At 45.6% G+C, this 17,336-nt stretch carries 15 protein-coding genes; 1 reads left to right on the plus strand and 14 read right to left on the minus strand.

Annotated features, from left to right (window positions below):
* Nucleotides 1-157 precede the first annotated feature (157 nt).
* The 3 genes from BGK61_RS00235 to ubiG all read right to left on the minus strand — a co-directional run bounded on the left by BGK61_RS00235 (nucleotide 158) and on the right by ubiG (nucleotide 3,132).
* A complete protein-coding gene (locus BGK61_RS00235; RefSeq protein ID WP_076012242.1) occupies nucleotides 158-1,156 on the minus strand; it encodes a lipase secretion chaperone in 999 nt (332 codons plus the stop codon).
* Complete coding sequence (locus tag BGK61_RS00240) at nucleotides 1,156-2,130, minus strand: esterase/lipase family protein (protein WP_076012243.1); 975 nt, start codon at nucleotides 2,128-2,130, stop codon at nucleotides 1,156-1,158. The genes BGK61_RS00235 and BGK61_RS00240 overlap by 1 nt, the downstream gene beginning before the upstream one ends.
* A 249-nt stretch (nucleotides 2,131-2,379) precedes the next feature.
* Nucleotides 2,380-3,132: a bifunctional 2-polyprenyl-6-hydroxyphenol methylase/3-demethylubiquinol 3-O-methyltransferase UbiG gene (ubiG, locus tag BGK61_RS00245; protein WP_076012244.1), complete on the minus strand. Its 753-nt coding sequence runs from the start codon at nucleotides 3,130-3,132 to the stop codon at nucleotides 2,380-2,382.
* 165 nt (nucleotides 3,133-3,297) lie between these two features.
* On the opposite strand from ubiG, the gene BGK61_RS00250 reads away from it, so the two are divergent.
* The gene (locus tag BGK61_RS00250) at nucleotides 3,298-3,657 is read left to right on the plus strand and encodes a DUF2237 family protein (protein WP_014951082.1); all 360 of its coding nucleotides are present in this window, start codon (nucleotides 3,298-3,300) and stop codon (nucleotides 3,655-3,657) included.
* A gap of 81 nt (nucleotides 3,658-3,738) precedes the next feature.
* On the opposite strand, the gene BGK61_RS00255 is transcribed toward BGK61_RS00250, so the two are convergent.
* The 11 genes from BGK61_RS00255 to mutL all read right to left on the minus strand — a co-directional run bounded on the left by BGK61_RS00255 (nucleotide 3,739) and on the right by mutL (nucleotide 17,300).
* Entirely contained in the window at nucleotides 3,739-5,172 is a 1,434-nt protein-coding gene (locus BGK61_RS00255) for an aldehyde dehydrogenase family protein (RefSeq protein ID WP_076012245.1), read from the minus strand.
* A 31-nt stretch (nucleotides 5,173-5,203) separates the two neighbouring features.
* Nucleotides 5,204-6,844: an acetolactate synthase large subunit gene (locus tag BGK61_RS00260; RefSeq protein WP_076012246.1), complete on the minus strand. Its 1,641-nt coding sequence runs from the start codon at nucleotides 6,842-6,844 to the stop codon at nucleotides 5,204-5,206.
* A 226-nt stretch (nucleotides 6,845-7,070) separates the two neighbouring features.
* The gene (locus tag BGK61_RS00265; RefSeq protein ID WP_014999849.1) at nucleotides 7,071-7,472 is read right to left on the minus strand and encodes a DUF4112 domain-containing protein; all 402 of its coding nucleotides are present in this window, start codon (nucleotides 7,470-7,472) and stop codon (nucleotides 7,071-7,073) included.
* A gap of 93 nt (nucleotides 7,473-7,565) precedes the next feature.
* A complete protein-coding gene (gene hemH / locus BGK61_RS00270; protein ID WP_076012247.1) occupies nucleotides 7,566-8,645 on the minus strand; it encodes a ferrochelatase in 1,080 nt (359 codons plus the stop codon).
* 211 nt (nucleotides 8,646-8,856) lie between these two features.
* Entirely contained in the window at nucleotides 8,857-10,458 is a 1,602-nt protein-coding gene (locus BGK61_RS00275; protein WP_370244618.1) for an AbgT family transporter, read from the minus strand.
* A 294-nt stretch (nucleotides 10,459-10,752) separates the two neighbouring features.
* A complete protein-coding gene (gene hflC, locus BGK61_RS00280; RefSeq protein WP_014999851.1) occupies nucleotides 10,753-11,634 on the minus strand; it encodes a protease modulator HflC in 882 nt (293 codons plus the stop codon).
* 5 nt (nucleotides 11,635-11,639) lie between these two features.
* The gene (hflK, locus tag BGK61_RS00285; protein WP_014999852.1) at nucleotides 11,640-12,791 is read right to left on the minus strand and encodes an FtsH protease activity modulator HflK; all 1,152 of its coding nucleotides are present in this window, start codon (nucleotides 12,789-12,791) and stop codon (nucleotides 11,640-11,642) included.
* A gap of 66 nt (nucleotides 12,792-12,857) precedes the next feature.
* Nucleotides 12,858-14,147, minus strand: coding sequence for a ribosome rescue GTPase HflX (gene hflX, locus BGK61_RS00290; RefSeq protein ID WP_076012249.1), 1,290 nt, complete (start codon nucleotides 14,145-14,147; stop codon nucleotides 12,858-12,860).
* Between the two features lie 17 nt (nucleotides 14,148-14,164).
* Entirely contained in the window at nucleotides 14,165-14,413 is a 249-nt protein-coding gene (gene hfq, locus BGK61_RS00295) for an RNA chaperone Hfq (RefSeq protein ID WP_014951092.1), read from the minus strand.
* A gap of 78 nt (nucleotides 14,414-14,491) precedes the next feature.
* Nucleotides 14,492-15,385: a tRNA (adenosine(37)-N6)-dimethylallyltransferase MiaA gene (gene miaA, locus BGK61_RS00300; RefSeq protein WP_232298329.1), complete on the minus strand. Its 894-nt coding sequence runs from the start codon at nucleotides 15,383-15,385 to the stop codon at nucleotides 14,492-14,494.
* A 43-nt stretch (nucleotides 15,386-15,428) separates the two neighbouring features.
* Nucleotides 15,429-17,300, minus strand: a complete 1,872-nt coding sequence (mutL, locus tag BGK61_RS00305) for a DNA mismatch repair endonuclease MutL (RefSeq protein WP_076025984.1) — start codon at nucleotides 17,298-17,300, stop codon at nucleotides 15,429-15,431.
* Between the last annotated feature and the right edge of the window lie 36 nt (nucleotides 17,301-17,336).

A 17,336-nucleotide genomic window follows, 5' to 3' on the forward strand; every position in this document is an offset into this window, starting at 1 on the left:
TCTGGCCTTATGGTGAGTTGTTGAAGACTTTATCAGCCAAGATTAGTAATTGCGCTTCGTGCTTTCAAATCACTCTGTGTGTGAGTAGAACTATTCAGCATGCTTATGGTTATACCTCTAAAAACGAGGCCCACTGTGGTAAAAGAATTGTCTTTCGCTATTGTGCCGTGAGTACTTTCAAGCGCTTTATTTCATTATCGGTAAAATGAGCAGTTTGATATTTCTTAAGCATTTCTTCTCGTTCGCCAGGCGTTAATGTCTGTTGCGCCAAGTCATTGCGGTATTGCTCGTAGTCAGCAATTTTGCTTTGCCACTGCGCTTGCTTTTCCCACGTCTTTGATAAGCGTTCGGCGACTTCAATGCCAAACTCAGCCGCCACTGCGTTATATCGATCGTTGATAGTACTGTGGTTGTTTTTTATTTCGTTTATACGGTGCATATCCAGCGTTGGCTGGAAGACCTCACGTTCGGCAGGGCTTCCCGCTTTAATTGACTCTACAATGAGAGCTTTTCTTTCGTCTTTAGATAGCGTGTGTTCCTGAGCAACGCGTAAGCGCGCCAATGCAGCTTCATCCACCTGCGCCTCTTGACTAAAGAGATAGTGATACTCTTTGTCGTTGAAATAGGCCCTTCTAATTTCCTCGCGCTCATCAAGTTTATAAGTCACATCTCGCAAGCTATGGTTTGAAAGGTCTACCTCTAATTCCACTGAAGATAATGCCACCTTGTAATCGACATAACGGGAAAATAAGTCAGTGGCTTGATTTGCTGTGTCTGGCGTGAATACAGTGTTTGCATGGGATACATAAGCAGACTTAACCGCTTGCGGTACTTCTGAGGTACGGGCAAATATAAATCGATCGAATGCGTCTTTTGTGGTGTAGTTTAGCTCGAAGGCTTGAAGAGCTTTGTTACTAACGTCTGATTGTTGTTTGTTATTGTTTAACAGCCTTGATTGTTGAGCAACGTGGCTTTCATCTAACTTTTTTTCCTGACTATTTGAGTCAGCGATATGCGTGGCGTCTTGATGGGAAAACTCGTCCTCAGATGACTTAGGCTCAGCTGCAAACAGGATATAAAGGACAACACCCAGTATCAAGAGAGCGATTAGCCCACCTGATACCGGGTTAATAAGGCTTTTTTTACCTTGCGTCACTAAAGCCCCAGCCCTTTGAGACGATTGGCCTGTTGAACAAATACGTCAACTGGGTCAGTTTCAAACCAATGGGTTATACCAAAACTTTGGTTAACTTCATCTAGGTGGTTCATTTTATAATTGTCTTTTAGCACCTTGCCTAAATGCGAGCTACAGGTTGATACCAATCCATCATTGGTTTCATCAAACGCAGTGCCAGTAATAGCTAAGAATGGATCTACCACGTCCAATGCATTGGTATATGTTTTACCACCACTCCACGAAAAATAATATACGCCATTTTCAGCCAGCATTTTTCCGTCGTTTCGACAATAAGCACTGGGCATTCCTTCCGGGTACTTCTGATTGAAAGCAATAGAACCCGCTGTTGAAAGGGAATTAAGTGCTGCAATGGAGTTTGTAGGTTTATCTCGAGGGTCTGAGCCAGACGCTATTTCAATAATATTGGCAAAAGCATCGACAACAATTCCAGCTGCGCCTTCGCCTATCGAACCTTCAGAGAATGCATCTCGTAGCTGATCGGCCACTTTGCTCCCCCAGTTTACGCCTGCCACTGAACTCACTGATGCAACTTTGTCAGGTGCAACGCTTGCTGCGTAACGTGCCGTTGGACCACCATGGCTGTGACCAATGAGATTAACTTTTTCGGCGCCAGATAACGCAAGAACTTCGTCTATATAATCTAAAAGTTGCTCGCCTCGCACTTCGGTAGAATTAGCCGGTGAAACTTCGGCAATATAAACCTCAGCGCCATTTCGGCTGAGTTTATGCGGTACCTTATAGAAATAATCGACAAATAATATATCTTCAAAACCGAACAACCCGTGTACGAGTACAATAGGGTGCTTAGTTTTTGCGTAGGTGTCAGCATAGGCTTGGCCAGAAAGGCCTAATGTTATGCTAAACAGCGCCAATATCGCTGCGCATTTTTCTACCCAACGTTTGGTAGAGCGTACGTGGTTATGTAATGTCATCGTGTGTGTCCCATAATTATGGTTATATGTGGTCTGTGGTCAGACCTTTGTTATAATTATGTAAACAATATGTAAAGATCAACCTCTATGATAAGATTTTAATGAACCCATTTGCTTTGCACCCGGAAATTTTGGGCGGATTCACAATGCATAAGCCTGTTAATTCAACTAGATAGCTTTATTTTTGGGGTATATTTCCCCATACCATTTGTACCAGGCATACAGAGCATAAATAGCGCTTATAGTCGTTCATTTATTCCTAGAATATGTTTGAATATAGTTTACAGCTAGACTCGAAGTGGTTAGCCACTGTCCTTTGAGTGGATTTAACCTCATACCAACTTGATGCTTGAGAGTGAAGTCATTTCCAACCCAGCTTGTTAATTCGCCTGGCTTAACGAATTTCTTCCAATCATGGGTTCCTATTGGTAGGTAGCGCATTACGTATTCCGCCCCCACAATAGCTACGATATAGCTTTTCAGTGTCCGGTTCAGCGTTGCCAAAATCAGCAGGCCACCCGGCTTAACTAAACTCGCGCACTCGCGTATAAGCTGCGGCTGATCAGGCACATGCTCAACAACTTCGGCATTAATTACCACGTCGTATTGCCGACCTTCTTCTACCACCTCGCTAGAAAGTTTATGCTGATAGTCTACTTTCACTCCCGTTTTTTCAGCATGACGCTTCGCCACTTCCACGCTCACCGCACTGGCATCTATGCCTGTTACCTGGGCACCTAATTTCGCAAGCGGCTCACTTATCAGCCCACCGCCACTACCAATATCTATCACTGATAACGCAGAATAATCGGGTGGCAAGTTGCCTTTACCGAAATGATTTTCTATTTGTGCTTTTATAACGTTCAGCCTTGCTCGATTAAAATCCAGAGCAGTTTTATATTTACCTTTTGGGTCCCACCAAGAGTCAGCTAGCGCATCGAAACGCGCAGTTTCTTGTTCGGAGAAATTACTGTCGCCTGTTTTTTTGCTTTTATCGAGCACGATTTTTTACCTTAAAACGTAGTTACCGTAGAGCTTTATTGTTGACCCTTATCGAGCTGGGTCATAAGGTGGATAGATTAGGTTCTATTACCCCTAACTTCGCCATCTGGCGATTTTAATTAGACATATCTATTAAAACATACGTTGTAAAAGAGGGTTCTGATTTTGGCGAACGCAAAAAATGTTTATGGACGCCCACTCCAGCTGTGCTGTGGAAATACCGGATTTACGCGAGAAGGGTTCTGCTATGTCCCCGATGCTGACGTAGGTAATCACAGCGTATGCGCGGTTGTCACTGACGAATTTCTGCAGTTTTCGCTACGACAGGGCAACGACCTCATCACGCCGTGGCCTAGTATGACATTTCCTGGATTGTTAGCAGGCGACAGATGGTGTTTGTGTGCCGCTCGCTGGCTACAAGCCTATGAGGCAGGTGTTGCGCCGAAAGTACGCTTGGAAGCCACACATGAAAAGGCGTTAGACATTATTCCACTTTCACTGCTAGAAGAATACGCGGCAGATTAATCTAAACCTGCCGCCTCGCCCTCGAATGCTTTTATTCGCACTATTGCGCGAACATTGCTTGATTGAGCGATTAAGCTCAATCTATTGCTGAGGGGTACGAATTACCATAAGTCGTGTCTCAGACATATCTTCAATCGCATAGCGAATACCTTCGCGCCCTAGACCTGAGTCTTTCACGCCACCATAGGGCATGTTGTCCACTCGCCAGCTTGGGACATCACCAATGACCACACCACCAACGTCAAGCACATCCCATGCTTTGTGCGCTTTGTAAATATCGCGGGTAAACACACCAGCTTGAAGCCCGTATCGGCTATTATTTACTTCTTTAAGCGCTTCGTCGTAGTCATCGAATGGCACCAAAATAGACAGCGGCCCAAAAGCTTCTTCGGCACTAGCATCACAATCCTTTGGTACATTTTCCATTACCGTAGCTTCAAGCATGGCACCGTCTCGCGTTCCACCACATAGAATAGTCGCGCCTTTTTCTTTTGCCTCCTTAATCCAGCCGTGAAGGCGCTCTGCCTCACCTTCTGAAATCATGGGACCAATAAAGGTGTCTTCGTTAGACGGGTCGCCAGACACTAACGCTTTAACTTTTTCCACATAGCGCGACTTAAATTCATCGTATATTTTACTATGTACTAAGAGGCGCTGAACGCTAATGCAGCTTTGGCCTGACTGATAATAAGCGCCAACAATTACCCGTTCGATGGCGTCTTCAATGTCGGCATCTTCATCAACCACACATGCGGCGTTGCCGCCAAGCTCCAATACCACGGGTTTCTTTCCTGCTTTTGCTTTAAGCGCCCAGCCCACATCTGGCGAGCCTGTGAAACTAAGTAGCTTTAACCTTTCGTCAGTAGTGAATAAATCAGCGCCGTCTCGGCTACAAGGTAGAATAGAAAATGCGCCTTTGGGTAAGTCGGTTTCAGCTAAGACCTCGCCAATAATGAGCGCACCAATAGGCGTGCGCGAGGCAGGCTTAAGTACAAAGGTACAGCCCGCTGCGATGGCTGGTGCCACTTTGTGTGCAGCTAGGTTAAGGGGGAAATTAAACGGCGATATAAAAGAGCACGGACCTATCGGAACTTTCTTGGTCATACCCTGATAGCCTTTAGCACGCGCCGAAATTTCTAAATTCACCACTTCGCCGTTAATACGAACTGATTCTTCTGCCGCTATTTTAAAGGTATCGATGAGACGGCTTACTTCGCCCTTCGCATCTTTAATTGGTTTTCCAGCTTCAATACACAGTGCTTGAGCTAACTCATCGGCTCTTTCGGTAAAGCGCTTCACACAGTGTTCCAGTACAGCTTGTCTTTCAAAAGGTGCCAGGGCTGCCATCGCTGGCTGGGCTTCTTCTGCAGCAGCAATAGCTTTATCGATGGTATCTGCATCGGCCATCGCCACCTTGGTTGCTACCTCTCCAGTGTATTTGTTAGTCACGTCCAAATCGGTATTGGCATAATGTGGCTCGCTTGCTAAATAATAGGGATAGCTTTCCTTCAACATTTTTAACTCCTCACCTTTCTATTGCGCTAGCTTAAAGCTTGGCGCTAAGCTCTTTAATTGTATGATTTAGCGTTTTATCGTTCATACTATAATCAACCGGACAATCGATAATATGTACGCCTTTTGTGTTCAAGCACTTATCCACCAAGTGGATAAGCACATCAGCATCGTCCACTCGCCAGCCTTGTGCACCATAACTTTGTGCATACTTAACAAAGTTAGGGTTGCCGTAATCTAAACCAAATTCATCAAACTGCATGTTTGCCTGCTTCCATTTAATCATTCCGTACGCATCGTCGCGCAAGATGATCACCACAAGGTCTAGCTTAAGCCTCACAGCGGTCTCAATTTCTTGGCTATTCATCATAAAGCCACCATCGCCACAGACGCTTACCACAGGGACGTCAGGCTTCACTAGTTTGGCTGCTATAGCTGATGGCAAACCGGCCCCCATTGAAGCCAGTGCGTTATCTAAAAGCAGGGTGTTCGGATGATATGCGGGGTAATTTCGGGCAAACCATATTTTGTATATGCCGTTATCTAGGGTAACGATACCGTTGTCAGGCATAACCTTGCGAATATCTCGCACAAACCGCTCAGGTAAAATAGGGAATCGATTGTCGTCTTCCGCTTCAGCACGGTGATCTACATAGGCTTGATGCACATCTTTGTAGAAATCGAGTTTCCAACTGTCTTGTGGGGTAATCCCTTCTTTTATCTGCCAGATGCTGTTTGCGATATCTCCAACCACTTCAAGTTGTGGGAAATACACCGGGTCTACGGCAGCCGAATCAAAGTTGACATGAATCACTTTTTTGCTGTTGTGATGCATGAAGAACGGTGGCTTCTCCACAACATCATGGCCCACGTTGATAATAAGATCGGCACGCTCTATCGCTCTGTGTACAAAATCGCCGTCAGACAGGGCAGTATTCCCTGCAAAGCGCGGGTCACTTTCGTTTAGTACACCTTTACCCATTTGGGTGGTAACAAAAGGAATGCAGGTTTTATCAACAAACTCCCTGAGCATTTTCGCTGTTAGCTTTCTGTTTGCTCCGGCGCCAATCAATAACAATGGCGACTGGGCTTCTTCAATCATAGTAATCGCAGCAGCAATCGCTTTGTATTCGGCGATAGGTCGACGAGCCATGCTCGGCGTCAGTATCTGGGCACTGGTTTGTTCTGCTGCAATGTCTTCGGGCAATTCAATGTGTACAGCGCCAGGGCGCTCTTCATGGGCTAACCGAAAGGCCTCTCGAACAGTAGAAGGAATTCTATCGCCACTCACAATTTGGCTGGTGAATTTCGTGATGGGCCGCATCATGTCAACAATATCGATAACCTGAAAACGACCTTGCTTGCTGGTTTTAATCGGCTTTTGTCCCGTGATCATCAACATGGGCATTGCGCCAAGTTGGGCATAAGCCGCGGGGGTTACCAGATTAGTGGCGCCTGGCCCAAGTGTAGATAAGCACACCCCCACCTTTCCGGTAAGCCTGCCATAGGTAGCGGCCATGAAACCGGCGCCTTGCTCATGGCGAGTCAGCACCAATTTAATAGAGGATTCACGTAACGACTCTAATAAGTCGAGATTTTCTTCGCCTGGGATACCAAAGACGTACTCCACACCTTCTGCTTCTAATGCTTTAACAAATAAGTCGGACGCTTTCATGTGCTGCACGCTCCTTGTAAATTGAGCAGAAAATAAAAGTACTTACTAAATGTGCTACGAAACAATGCTGCGAATGGGTTTACTGTGTGTAATAAAATGCCCGTGGTAAGCGGGCATGTTAAAAATTAGTGTATAGCAGAGATAAAAGAAGTCTAATCACTGATAATTATGCGCTTGTATGCGAGCAAAGGGGAATCGCGCAGATATTTGGGTAACTAAACCTAGGTTATTCAGCGCTCCATTCGGATAGCGCCTTCTGTGTTGCTTTATCTACCTCATGTTTATTTTCACTTATCCACCAGCGCTCGATGATACGGACATTTTTCTGGTTGGCTTTGTAGAATATATCCACGATGTCGCCAACAAATGGAATAAAACCTAAGCCAAAGTCGATTGCCGAGTTTTTTACCATTTGAGCTATTAACGCTTTGGGCATACCCAATGATTTTCCCAGCCAAACTATTCGGAGGGAAACGAAAAGCATCAGCGCGTCACCGGCTCCAGGAATAAGGCCCACGATTGAGTCCAAGCCTATTCTTATTGGAATAAAAGGGAGCTTTACAGCAGTATCCAGCAAGTTCGCCAGTTTTTGCGCTTTAAGTAGTGCCTTTGGTGCTTTGCCTTCCACGACTTTATCTCCCTATCAATATATTAAATGCGCCACCAAGGGTGATTTCCCTATTGGTTTTTCTCTAAACGTTTACTGTCAGCTTTTCAAACGCTACTTGTCAGCGCCCAGTGCTCTTGCTAAGCCTGCGCGCAAACCATTGTCCGACTGTACTGTCCACCCGTGCAGGTTTTCTTGCACTATGTCAAAAAGCACGTCTATGTGTTCTTTATCACTGTTAAGTGCCGCGATATATTCATAGCGTTCACCGCCAGCTTCCATAAAGTACTCGCGATTCTCTTCACCAATTTCTTCAATAGTTTCCAAACAATCGGCTGAGAAGCCAGGACACATAACCTGAATGAATTTCACCCCTTTTTCAGGCAGCGACTTTAACGTTTCATCTGTATACGGTTTCAACCACTCTTCTCGACCAAAACGAGATTGGAAGGTTGTCATATATTCGTCGTGTGAAAGACCAAGTTTCTCGGCAAGCAAACGCGACGTTTTGTGGCACTCGCAGTGATAGGGATCACCATTCATTAAATAGCGCTTAGGAATACCGTGGTAAGACAAGATTAACTTGTCCGCTCTTCCATGGGTTTCCCAATGCGCTTTTACTTTGTTCGCCAGCGCGGTGATGAAATTATCGCGGTCGTGGTAGTGATTCACGAAGCGAAGTTCTGGTAGCCAACGGCGAGAGGTGAAATCCTTAGCGATAGCATCAAATGTGGAGCCAGTTGTCGACGCGCTGTATTGAGGGTAAAGCGGTAAAACGACGAGTTTGCGTACACCTTTTGCCAACATGGACTCAATGGTAGCGCCTATGGCGGGTTTGCCATAGCGCATGGCAAAATCGACAATCACGTCATCGCCGTATTGTGCTTTACAACGTTCTGCTATGGCACTCGCCTGCGCTTTTGTGATTGCCATCAGCGGAGAACCTTCATCCGTCCATACAGTGGAATAAGCCTCAGCTGAACGCTTAGGGCGAAAGTTCAAAATGATGCCATTTAATACAAACCACCAAATCGCTTTAGGCACTTCCACAACCCGAGGGTCAGAAAGAAACTCTTTCAAATAAGGGCGAAGCGCCTGCTTAGTCGGCGCTTCTGGCGTTCCCAAATTCGTAACCAGTACACCAATTTTATCTGATTGCCCGTGAGTAAAGCCTTTGTTCGATTTGTATTTCATGTATTTATAGTCCGAGAAGTACTGCGCTATATCCGTATTATACTGAATTACCTTAGATTATGATCTGCTATAACGCCAAAAAAGTGCGATTGCACTAATAGATTTTAAGCATTAAAAAAGCGGTAGATGTTCGAAAATACTTTTCAAAAACATGTACCGCTTTTTAGCTTGCCACTTAGTGAACTAGGTGGCATTTGACCAAGCTATTTAATTAAGGCTGATAGTATGTCGCCGCGCCTGGGCCAACCGGCATTCCAAGCAGGAATACCCAAATGTAGAATAAGACGGTCCAACCTACGATAAACACCATTGAGTAAGGCAGCATCATGGCAATGAGCGTTCCCATACCCAAGTCTTTTTTGTATCTGGCAGCCATTGCCAAAATAAGACCGAAATAGCTCATCATAGGAGCGATGACGTTTGTGACTGAGTCACCAATACGGTAAGCAGCTTGAATCACTTCAGGCGCGTAGCCTATAAGCATGAGCATTGGCACAAAAATAGGTGCTGTCACTGCCCATTGTGCTGAAGCACTCCCTAATGAGAGATTCACTACACCACACATCAAAATGAATAGAATAAATACTGCCGGGCCGTCTAAACCTGCCGCTTGCAATAGTGCAGCACCTTTAACGGCTAATACTGTGCCTAAGTTCGTCCATTTGAAGAACGCAACAAATTGCGCAGCAAAGAATACTAGCGTTATGTAAAGACCCATAGCGCCCATGCTTTTAGACATGGCATCAATAACATCTTTGTCGTTCTTCATCGACTTGGTGACTTTCCCGTAGACAAAGCCAGGGATAGCAAAAGTAATAAAGATGAAGGCAACAATGCCTTTAAGGAAGGGAGAACCCGCTACTTCACCTGTTTCTGGATGACGCAAAATACCGTTTTCTGGTACTACCGTTAGCGCTAAAATCGCGCAAACAATAACAAACGATATTCCCGCCCAACGCAGGCCTTTCTTTTCTAAATCCGTAGGCGCATCCATTGATTGCTTGCCTAAGTCTATGGAAGCATCAGCAGGGTCAAATTTACCAAGTCTCGGCTCAACCACTTTTTCTGTAACCAATGCCCCCATTGTCGCTACCACAAAGGTACTGACAAACATGAAATACCAGTTTACTTCTGGGCCAACCATATAATCAGGGTCAATCATGTGAGCTGCTGCTTCTGTAATACCCGACAGCAGCGGATCGACAGTTCCAAGCAATAGGTTGGCACTATAACCCGCCGATACTCCAGCAAACGCTGCAGCCAGACCCGCTAACGGGTGACGACCTAACGAGTGGAAAATCATTGCTGCCAGTGGGATAAGCACCACGTAACCAAGCTCCGATGCAGTATTTGAAATAATACCTGCGAAAACGATAGCAAACGTCACTGCGCGTTTAGAAGCGTTCATCACCAATGCACGCATTGCTGCTGATAAAAGACCAGAGTGCTCAGCCACTGATACGCCAAGAAGCGCAACAAGTACTGTTCCCAGTGGTGCAAAGCCTGTGAAATTGGTAACCAAGCCTGTCACTATTCGCTGCAAACCTTCTGCACTCATCAGCGATATGACTTCAATCATGCCGTCTTCTTCACGACCCTTTGCGCCTATTGGGCGTGGGTCAGCAACAGCAATGTCAAAATAGCCGAGAATTCCGCTGAGTAACACTATAAAAAGTGAAAGCAATGCAAATAGTGTTACTGGATGTGGGAGCAGGTTTCCTAACCATTCCACTGTAGTGAGAAATCGCGAGAATAACCCACCTTGTCCGCCCCTATCATCGGCAGACACTGTATTTGTATTTTCCGTTGTCAAAATCTTCCCTCTGTCGTTTATTGACGTCTACCACACCAAGGTTAATGCTGGGAAGGCACTAATCTTGTACATAAATAGTGACGTGTTTTAATAGAATTCAGACGGTATTTTACCCGATTTAGTAAAATTTTGGCAGTAGATAGGGAAAATGAAAGGTTATGCGAGTGTACATCTTCGCAGTGGTAGCGCCTAATTTCCCTAAATATAACGCTCTATATCATACTGTTAGCTTGGAATAAGGCATAAAAAACCAGCCTAAAAAGACTGGTTTTTAACGCATTAATTGACAGTAATTTAATTGCCTTTTGAATTATTCATGTACTTGAAGAAGTCACTGTCAGGTGCAATCACCATCACATCTTGCTTACTGTTAAAGCTTTGCTTATACGCGTCCATACTGCGCAAGAAACTGTAGAAATCAGCGTTCTTAGAGTAAGCATCAGCATAAATTTGCGCTGCAATCGCATCACCTTCACCGCGAAGTTGTCGAGCATTACGCTCTGCATCAGCAAGCATTACCGTTACTTTCGCGTCGATATTCGCCTTAATAACTTCAGCTTGCTCTTGACCTTCTGAACGGTGTTCACGCGCAACAGCTGCACGCTCAGCACGCATACGCTGGAAGATAGAGTTACTCACTTCAGTCGGTAGGTTGATTTGCTTAACGCGTACGTCAACAATTTCAATACCTAGCTCGTCAGACGATGTAGAGGCTTGTTCCATCGCTTGATTCATAAGCGCTGAGCGCTCACCAGAAACAATTTGCGCAATAGTGCGAGTACCGAACTCAGAACGCAGACCGTTATTTACTTTCTGCTTTAGTAGCGCTTCTGCCTGAAGCTTGTTACCGCCTGTTGATAGGTAGTAACGCGCAAAGTCTTCAATGCGCCACTTAACGTACGAGTCAACGATAAGGTCTTTCTTCTCACTTGTTACAAAGCGATCAGGCGTACCGTCTAACGTTTGAATACGCGCGTCTAAATGGCGTACCGAATCGATGAACGGTAGTTTAAAGTGTAAGCCTGGCTCGAAAACACGAGTTTCACCCGTAGCTTCATCGCGCTGAACTTTACCAAACTGAATAACAATGGCGCGTTCGCCTTCTTTAACTGCAAACAGAGAGCCTGATGCTAGCAATACAAGAAGAACGAATACTGCGATTAATAAATTCTTCATTATGCTTATCTCCCTTCTCTGTAGCTGTCACCACGCAAACCAGAGGTTGGCGAGGAATTGCGGCTTCTGCCTGACGCATCAGTTACAGGTGTTTGTAAGCTTTCTAGCGTGTTGCGCGAACGGTCGTTAGAGGTTGACTGCTGACGCTCCATAATTTTATCAAGAGGCAAGTACATCATGTTGTTGCCGCCTTTGCTGTCGACCATAATCTTGCTGGTGTTAGCCAGTACTTCTTCCATGGTTTCAAGATAAATACGCTCGCGAGTTACTTGAGGTGCGCGCTCGTACTGAGGCAGCAGCTCTTCAAAACGTGCCACTTCACCTTGCGCTTCTAACGTTACACGCTCTTTATAGGCTTGCGCTTCTTCATTCATACGGTTCACTTGACCACGTGCACGCGGTTCAATCTCTCTCGCATAAGCTTCAGCTTCACGAATGAAGCGCTGTTCGTCTTCCTGAGCAGCAATCGCATCATCGAATGCATCTTTAACTTGCTCTGGTGGGCGAGCATCACGGAAGTTCATATCAATGATAGAAACACCCATGTTGTACGGTTCGATAATCGCCTGTAACTCTTCCCAAACGCGTTGACGCGTTACTTCACGGCCGTCAGTAAGTACATCATCCATTTTTGAATGACCTACAACATAACGGATAGCACTATCAAGCGACTGGCTTAGGCTTTGCTCTGGACTTTCAACCGCAAAGGTCCAACGGTATGGATCTACAACGCGGAATTGCATTTCCATTTGAACGCTAACTACGTTTTCGTCTTCAGTGAGCATAGAGCCTGATGATGACTGGTCGCGAATTGATTGAACATCAACAGGGATTACTGAGTCGATAAACGTTGGTGCCCAACGCAGACCTGGCTCAACCTGCTCGTGATATTCACCAAAGCGTAGTACAACGCCTCGCTCTGCTTCACGAATGGTGTAAAAACCACTAATGAACCAGATTACGACGAGAAGACCTACTAGAATACCAGCGCCGATACCGCCTAGGCTTTTACCTGAGCCACCACCGTTGCCACCTGACTTTCCAAACTTACCAAATAAGTTTTTAAACACATCGTCCAAATCGGGGGGACCTTGTTCTTTCCCACCGCGATTCTTCCACGGGTCGTTATTGTTGCCACCCGGCTCATTCCAAGCCATGCTGATACTCCATAGATTACTGTTATATTTTGAATTTCGCATGCTCAATGCAGTGACTAGCACTGACTAATGTCGCACAACATACTCTGATATTCCGTTTTCCAGACGCTTTTCAAGCCTGTTCCAGTCAGCGGCGGGCATACGTACGTCAACTACCCAGTCTCCCTGACTATCGTATTCTTCACTCGCAATACAGTTTAGTTCGTACAACACACCGCGCAATCGACTTTGTGCAGGAGGAATCTTTAACGTGTAATTCACCATGCTTTTGCCTAAACATTCAGTTAAAGCCTGGCTTAACAATTCCGTCCCTTCGCCCGTTTGTGCAGACAACCACACTCTAGTAGGCACACCCTCGTCGTTTCTCTCTATACGGGGTTGAACATCGTCTAGTTTATCAATCTTATTACAGATTAGTAATTGTTGAATCTCTCCGGCTTCAATTTCTTCAAGAACATCATTAACTTCGTCCATGGTTTCACGATATTTTGCATCGGCAATATCAACCACATGGAGCAGTAAGTCTGCTTCTTGAGTTTCTTGAAGTGTCGCTTTAAAAGCGGCAACGAGGTCGTGAGGAAGATGACGAATAAAACCTACCGTATCGGCCAAAATAGCTGGGCCTACGTCTTTTAACTCGATTTTGCGTAGCGTGGGATCTAGCGTTGCAAACAACTGATCAGCAGCATAAACGTGTGAGTCGGTAATGGTGTTAAATAGCGTCGATTTTCCCGCATTCGTATAGCCAACTAAGGATACCGTTGGAATTTCAGCGCGTTTGCGCGAGCGGCGACCCTGCTCACGTTGCTTTTGCACCTTTTCCAATCGACGAAGAATGGCTTTAATACGACCACGAAGTAGTCGACGGTCTGTCTCTAGCTGTGTCTCACCGGGACCGCGAAGACCTATACCACCTTTTTGACGCTCAAGGTGGGTCCACCCTCTGATAAGACGGGTTGAGATGTGTCTCAACTGGGCTAGTTCGACCTGAAGCTTGCCCTCGTGTGTCCTTGCGCGTTGCGCAAAAATATCGAGAATAAGCCCCGTTCTATCTAACACCCGGCATTTACACTGCGCTTCTAAATTACGCTCCTGAGAAGGAGAAAGCGCATGGTTGAAAATAACAACGTTGGCATCGTGTGCTTTTACTGCCGCTGCTATTTCCTCTGCCTTACCTGATCCAACAAAAAACTTCGCATGAGGCGCACTGCGCGAAGTTGTAATAACTTCTACTGCATTAACCCCTGCTGAAGACACAAGTAATTCAAGCTCACTTAAGTCTTCTTTGCTATTTTCGTCGGAAAAATTAACATGAACAAGTACAGCCTGTTCACCGGCTTCATAACGGTCAAACAAGCGCGTTACCTTTTAAATTATTCACCTTTAGTATTTTCAGAATCTCCTGCGCTAGGCATTGTGATAGCGCGTGCTGGAACAACAGTAGAAATCGCGTGCTTATACACCATTTGGCTTACTGTGTTCTTCAGTAGAATTACGAACTGGTCGAACGATTCAACCTGCCCCTGAAGTTTAATACCGTTTACCAGATAAATTGATACTGGAATACGTTCCTTACGCAAAGCGTTCAAGAATGGGTCTTGTAAAGATTGCCCTTTAGCCATTTGATATCCTTAGTTTTTATTATTCGTGATAGAAATTTCACTATCACTGCACGTCTAATGTATACCACACTCAAACATTTAAAGTGTGACTTTCGCTGTAATTTTAGTCAAATTATCGTTAGCAAATGTGTCTAGCCATGTAACCTGCTCCCAGCCCCGTAACCACGTAAGCTGACGCTTGGCGAGCTGTCTCGTAGCGATAATGCCTCTTTCACGCATCTCTGCGTAACTTAATTGGCCGTCTAGGTACTGCCACATCTGTCTGTACCCTACTGAACGAATAGAAGGCAAATCTTCGTGAAGATCACTTCGTTCGTAGAGCTTTACTACTTCTTTCTCGAACCCTTGCTCCAACATCATATCGAAGCGAGTCGCGATACGTTCGTGCAACACTGCCCTGTCTGCGGGCGCTATGGCAAATTGTGCAATGTTATAGGGGCACTTTTCACCCTCTTGTTGTTGCCAATGTGTCAACGTCTTGCCGGTACTTCTGTACACTTCCAGCGCACGGGTAATTCGCTGTGGGTCATTGGGGTGAATTCTCTCACCACTAATTGGGTCTACACCACGTAATTCATCGTGTAATTTAGACCAACCCAAGCGTTGTGCCTGCTGTGTTATTTCGTCCCGTATCTTTTCATCAGACTTAGGTAGTGGCGAAATTCCATTTATCAAGGCATTAAAGTACATCATTGTACCGCCAGCCAAAATTGGCACCTTGCCACGCGCTAAAATATCGCCAATAAGCGCATTGGTGTCGTTCACAAATTGCGACACCGAATAACTCTCTGCAGGATCGATAATATCGATAAGATGGTGTACCACACCCTCTTGCTCTTCCTGCGTGGGTTTCGCCGTGCCGATGTCCATGCCTTTGTATACAAGGGCTGAATCGACACTAATTACTTCACTATCAACTTTTGCCGCTATTTCAAGCGCCAAACCTGTCTTGCCTGATGCCGTGGGGCCCATAATTGCTATCACAGGCAATGCAGTATTTATGCCATTGGACACCTTATTTCCCCCATACATCTAGCACTAAATTTAAGGGGCGCACTTTAGCAAATTGCTCAATAATTTCCCATTGTTTCGCTTCGCCCTGCTGATCCAACCAGTACCAGAGCGCATTTAACGATTCTTCATCTAAAACATGTTCAGGCAAAACCACTGATTTTACGGCATCATCAATTGAATTTACTTCATCATTTAGTTCAACCAATAAGAAGTATTCAAACCACTTGAGCCACGGCAAGTGCCTGGTGCCAGCTGGAACTTGCTGCAATCGATACTTCCCAGCCACTTTGTTTACTTCAAAATGCGCATTGTTAAGCAATGTAACCAGTTTTTCATTCACGTTATCAAGTGACACCGCAACAGGCATCAGTAGCGGTTGCCCGTGCTGCGCTTTTAAAAATAGTTCGCTTAACCAGATACTTGCAACTTTAGTTGCACAAAGAAGGTAAATTTTTTCTGATTTTGGGTAAATTCTACACTGAGGCGAGAGGTTCACACATTCAACAACAGGCACGTGGCCTGAATCATCGGCAACCATGTCGCTATTTGGCGTCATCAACGCATTATAGCTCGACTGGTATGCCGCGCCTGGCCCTCGACTTTGCGGCCGACTTTGACTCTGCACGGAGCCCGAACTTCTGCCTCCAGCAAAGCTCCCCGCTGATGAAGCTCGTGAACTTCCTGTAAACTGGCCATACGATTGTGGCGCACTCTGAGATGCTCCACCCGATGGATAGCGAGAGTTTTCATTAAAGGCACGTGCATTATTGGGCGTCTGGTCTTGCAAAGGCCTGATATAATCGTGTTCTACGTTTGAAGACATAAAGTCTAAGCCCGAAGAGCGGCTCGAGTCCATTACTGTTAACGGCTGCTCTTCAGTCATGGCATGCAGGGCATCACTCACTGTTTTACAAATAAAATCATGCACTAACCGGCCTTGTTGAAACCTGACTTCATGCTTGGCTGGATGAACGTTAACGTCTACATCTTTGGGGTTAACTGTTAAGTACACCACAAAGCTTGGCTGCTCCACCACACCCCAAACGCTTTCATACGCTTGGCGAATAGCGTGCATAATAAGCTTGTCACGCATACCTCTGCCGTTAACAAAGCTAAACTGACAATCGTTGCTGCTGCGAAGCATGGCTTCATTACCTAGCCACGCGTCAATATGAAGACCTTCATACTCAGTACTAATATGTACGGCGTTTTGAACAAACTTTTGGCCCACTACGGCCCCAATTCGGGTTGCTAAACTGCCTTCTTTGTCGGCGATAAAACGCCTCGCCACTTTATCATTGTGCTTTAAAACAAAAGAAACCGTGGGGTAGCTTAAAGCAATGCGTTTTATGACTTCTTCTATATGCTGAAATTCTGTTTTTTCAGTGCGTAAAAACTTACGTCTTGCCGGCGTGTTGTAAAATAGGTCTGCCACGTCGATTGTGGTACCCACGGGATGAGCTGCTGGCTGAATATTTACCGCCATTTCCCGGCCTTCGCAGTAGGCCTGCCACGCCTCACTTTGAGACTCTGTACGCGACGTCAGTGTTAGCCGGCTTACCGAGCTAATACTCGCCAGCGCTTCTCCACGAAAGCCAAGGGATAAAATCTGTTCTAGGTCATCAAGGGTGGTGATTTTGCTGGTCGCATGACGGCTTAGTGCTAGCTGCAATTCGCTTTTAACAATACCTGACCCATTGTCTTTTATTCGAATGCGCTTGTGGCCACCTTTTTCAATATCGACTTCTATTTTGGTCGCACCGGCATCAAGACTGTTTTCCAATAATTCCTTAACCACAGACGCAGGGCGCTCAACCACTTCACCAGCGGCAATCTGGTTAGCGAGTTGGGGAGATAAAAGCTGTATAGGCAAAGGGCTACCCTATGAAATTAACTATATGAATTTGTG

The sequence above is a fragment of the Alteromonas abrolhosensis genome, assembly GCF_001953635.1.
GTDB lineage: Bacteria > Pseudomonadota > Gammaproteobacteria > Enterobacterales > Alteromonadaceae > Alteromonas > Alteromonas abrolhosensis.

Excerpts from the sequence above, each read along its gene's own strand:
- BGK61_RS00240 (WP_076012243.1), bottom strand. The coding sequence starts at position 2,130 with ATGACATTACATAACCACGTACGCTCTACCAAACGTTGGGTAGAAAAA.
- hfq (WP_014951092.1), bottom strand. The coding sequence starts at position 14,413 with ATGGCTAAAGGGCAATCTTTACAAGACCCATTCTTGAACGCTTTGCGT.
- hemH (WP_076012247.1), bottom strand. The coding sequence starts at position 8,645 with ATGAAATACAAATCGAACAAAGGCTTTACTCACGGGCAATCAGATAAA.
- BGK61_RS00255 (WP_076012245.1), bottom strand. The coding sequence starts at position 5,172 with ATGTTGAAGGAAAGCTATCCCTATTATTTAGCAAGCGAGCCACATTAT.
- BGK61_RS00260 (WP_076012246.1), bottom strand. The coding sequence starts at position 6,844 with ATGAAAGCGTCCGACTTATTTGTTAAAGCATTAGAAGCAGAAGGTGTG.
- hflK (WP_014999852.1), bottom strand. The coding sequence starts at position 12,791 with ATGGCTTGGAATGAGCCGGGTGGCAACAATAACGACCCGTGGAAGAAT.
- miaA (WP_232298329.1), bottom strand. The coding sequence starts at position 15,385 with ATGGGCCCCACGGCATCAGGCAAGACAGGTTTGGCGCTTGAAATAGCG.
- hflC (WP_014999851.1), bottom strand. The coding sequence starts at position 11,634 with ATGAAGAATTTATTAATCGCAGTATTCGTTCTTCTTGTATTGCTAGCA.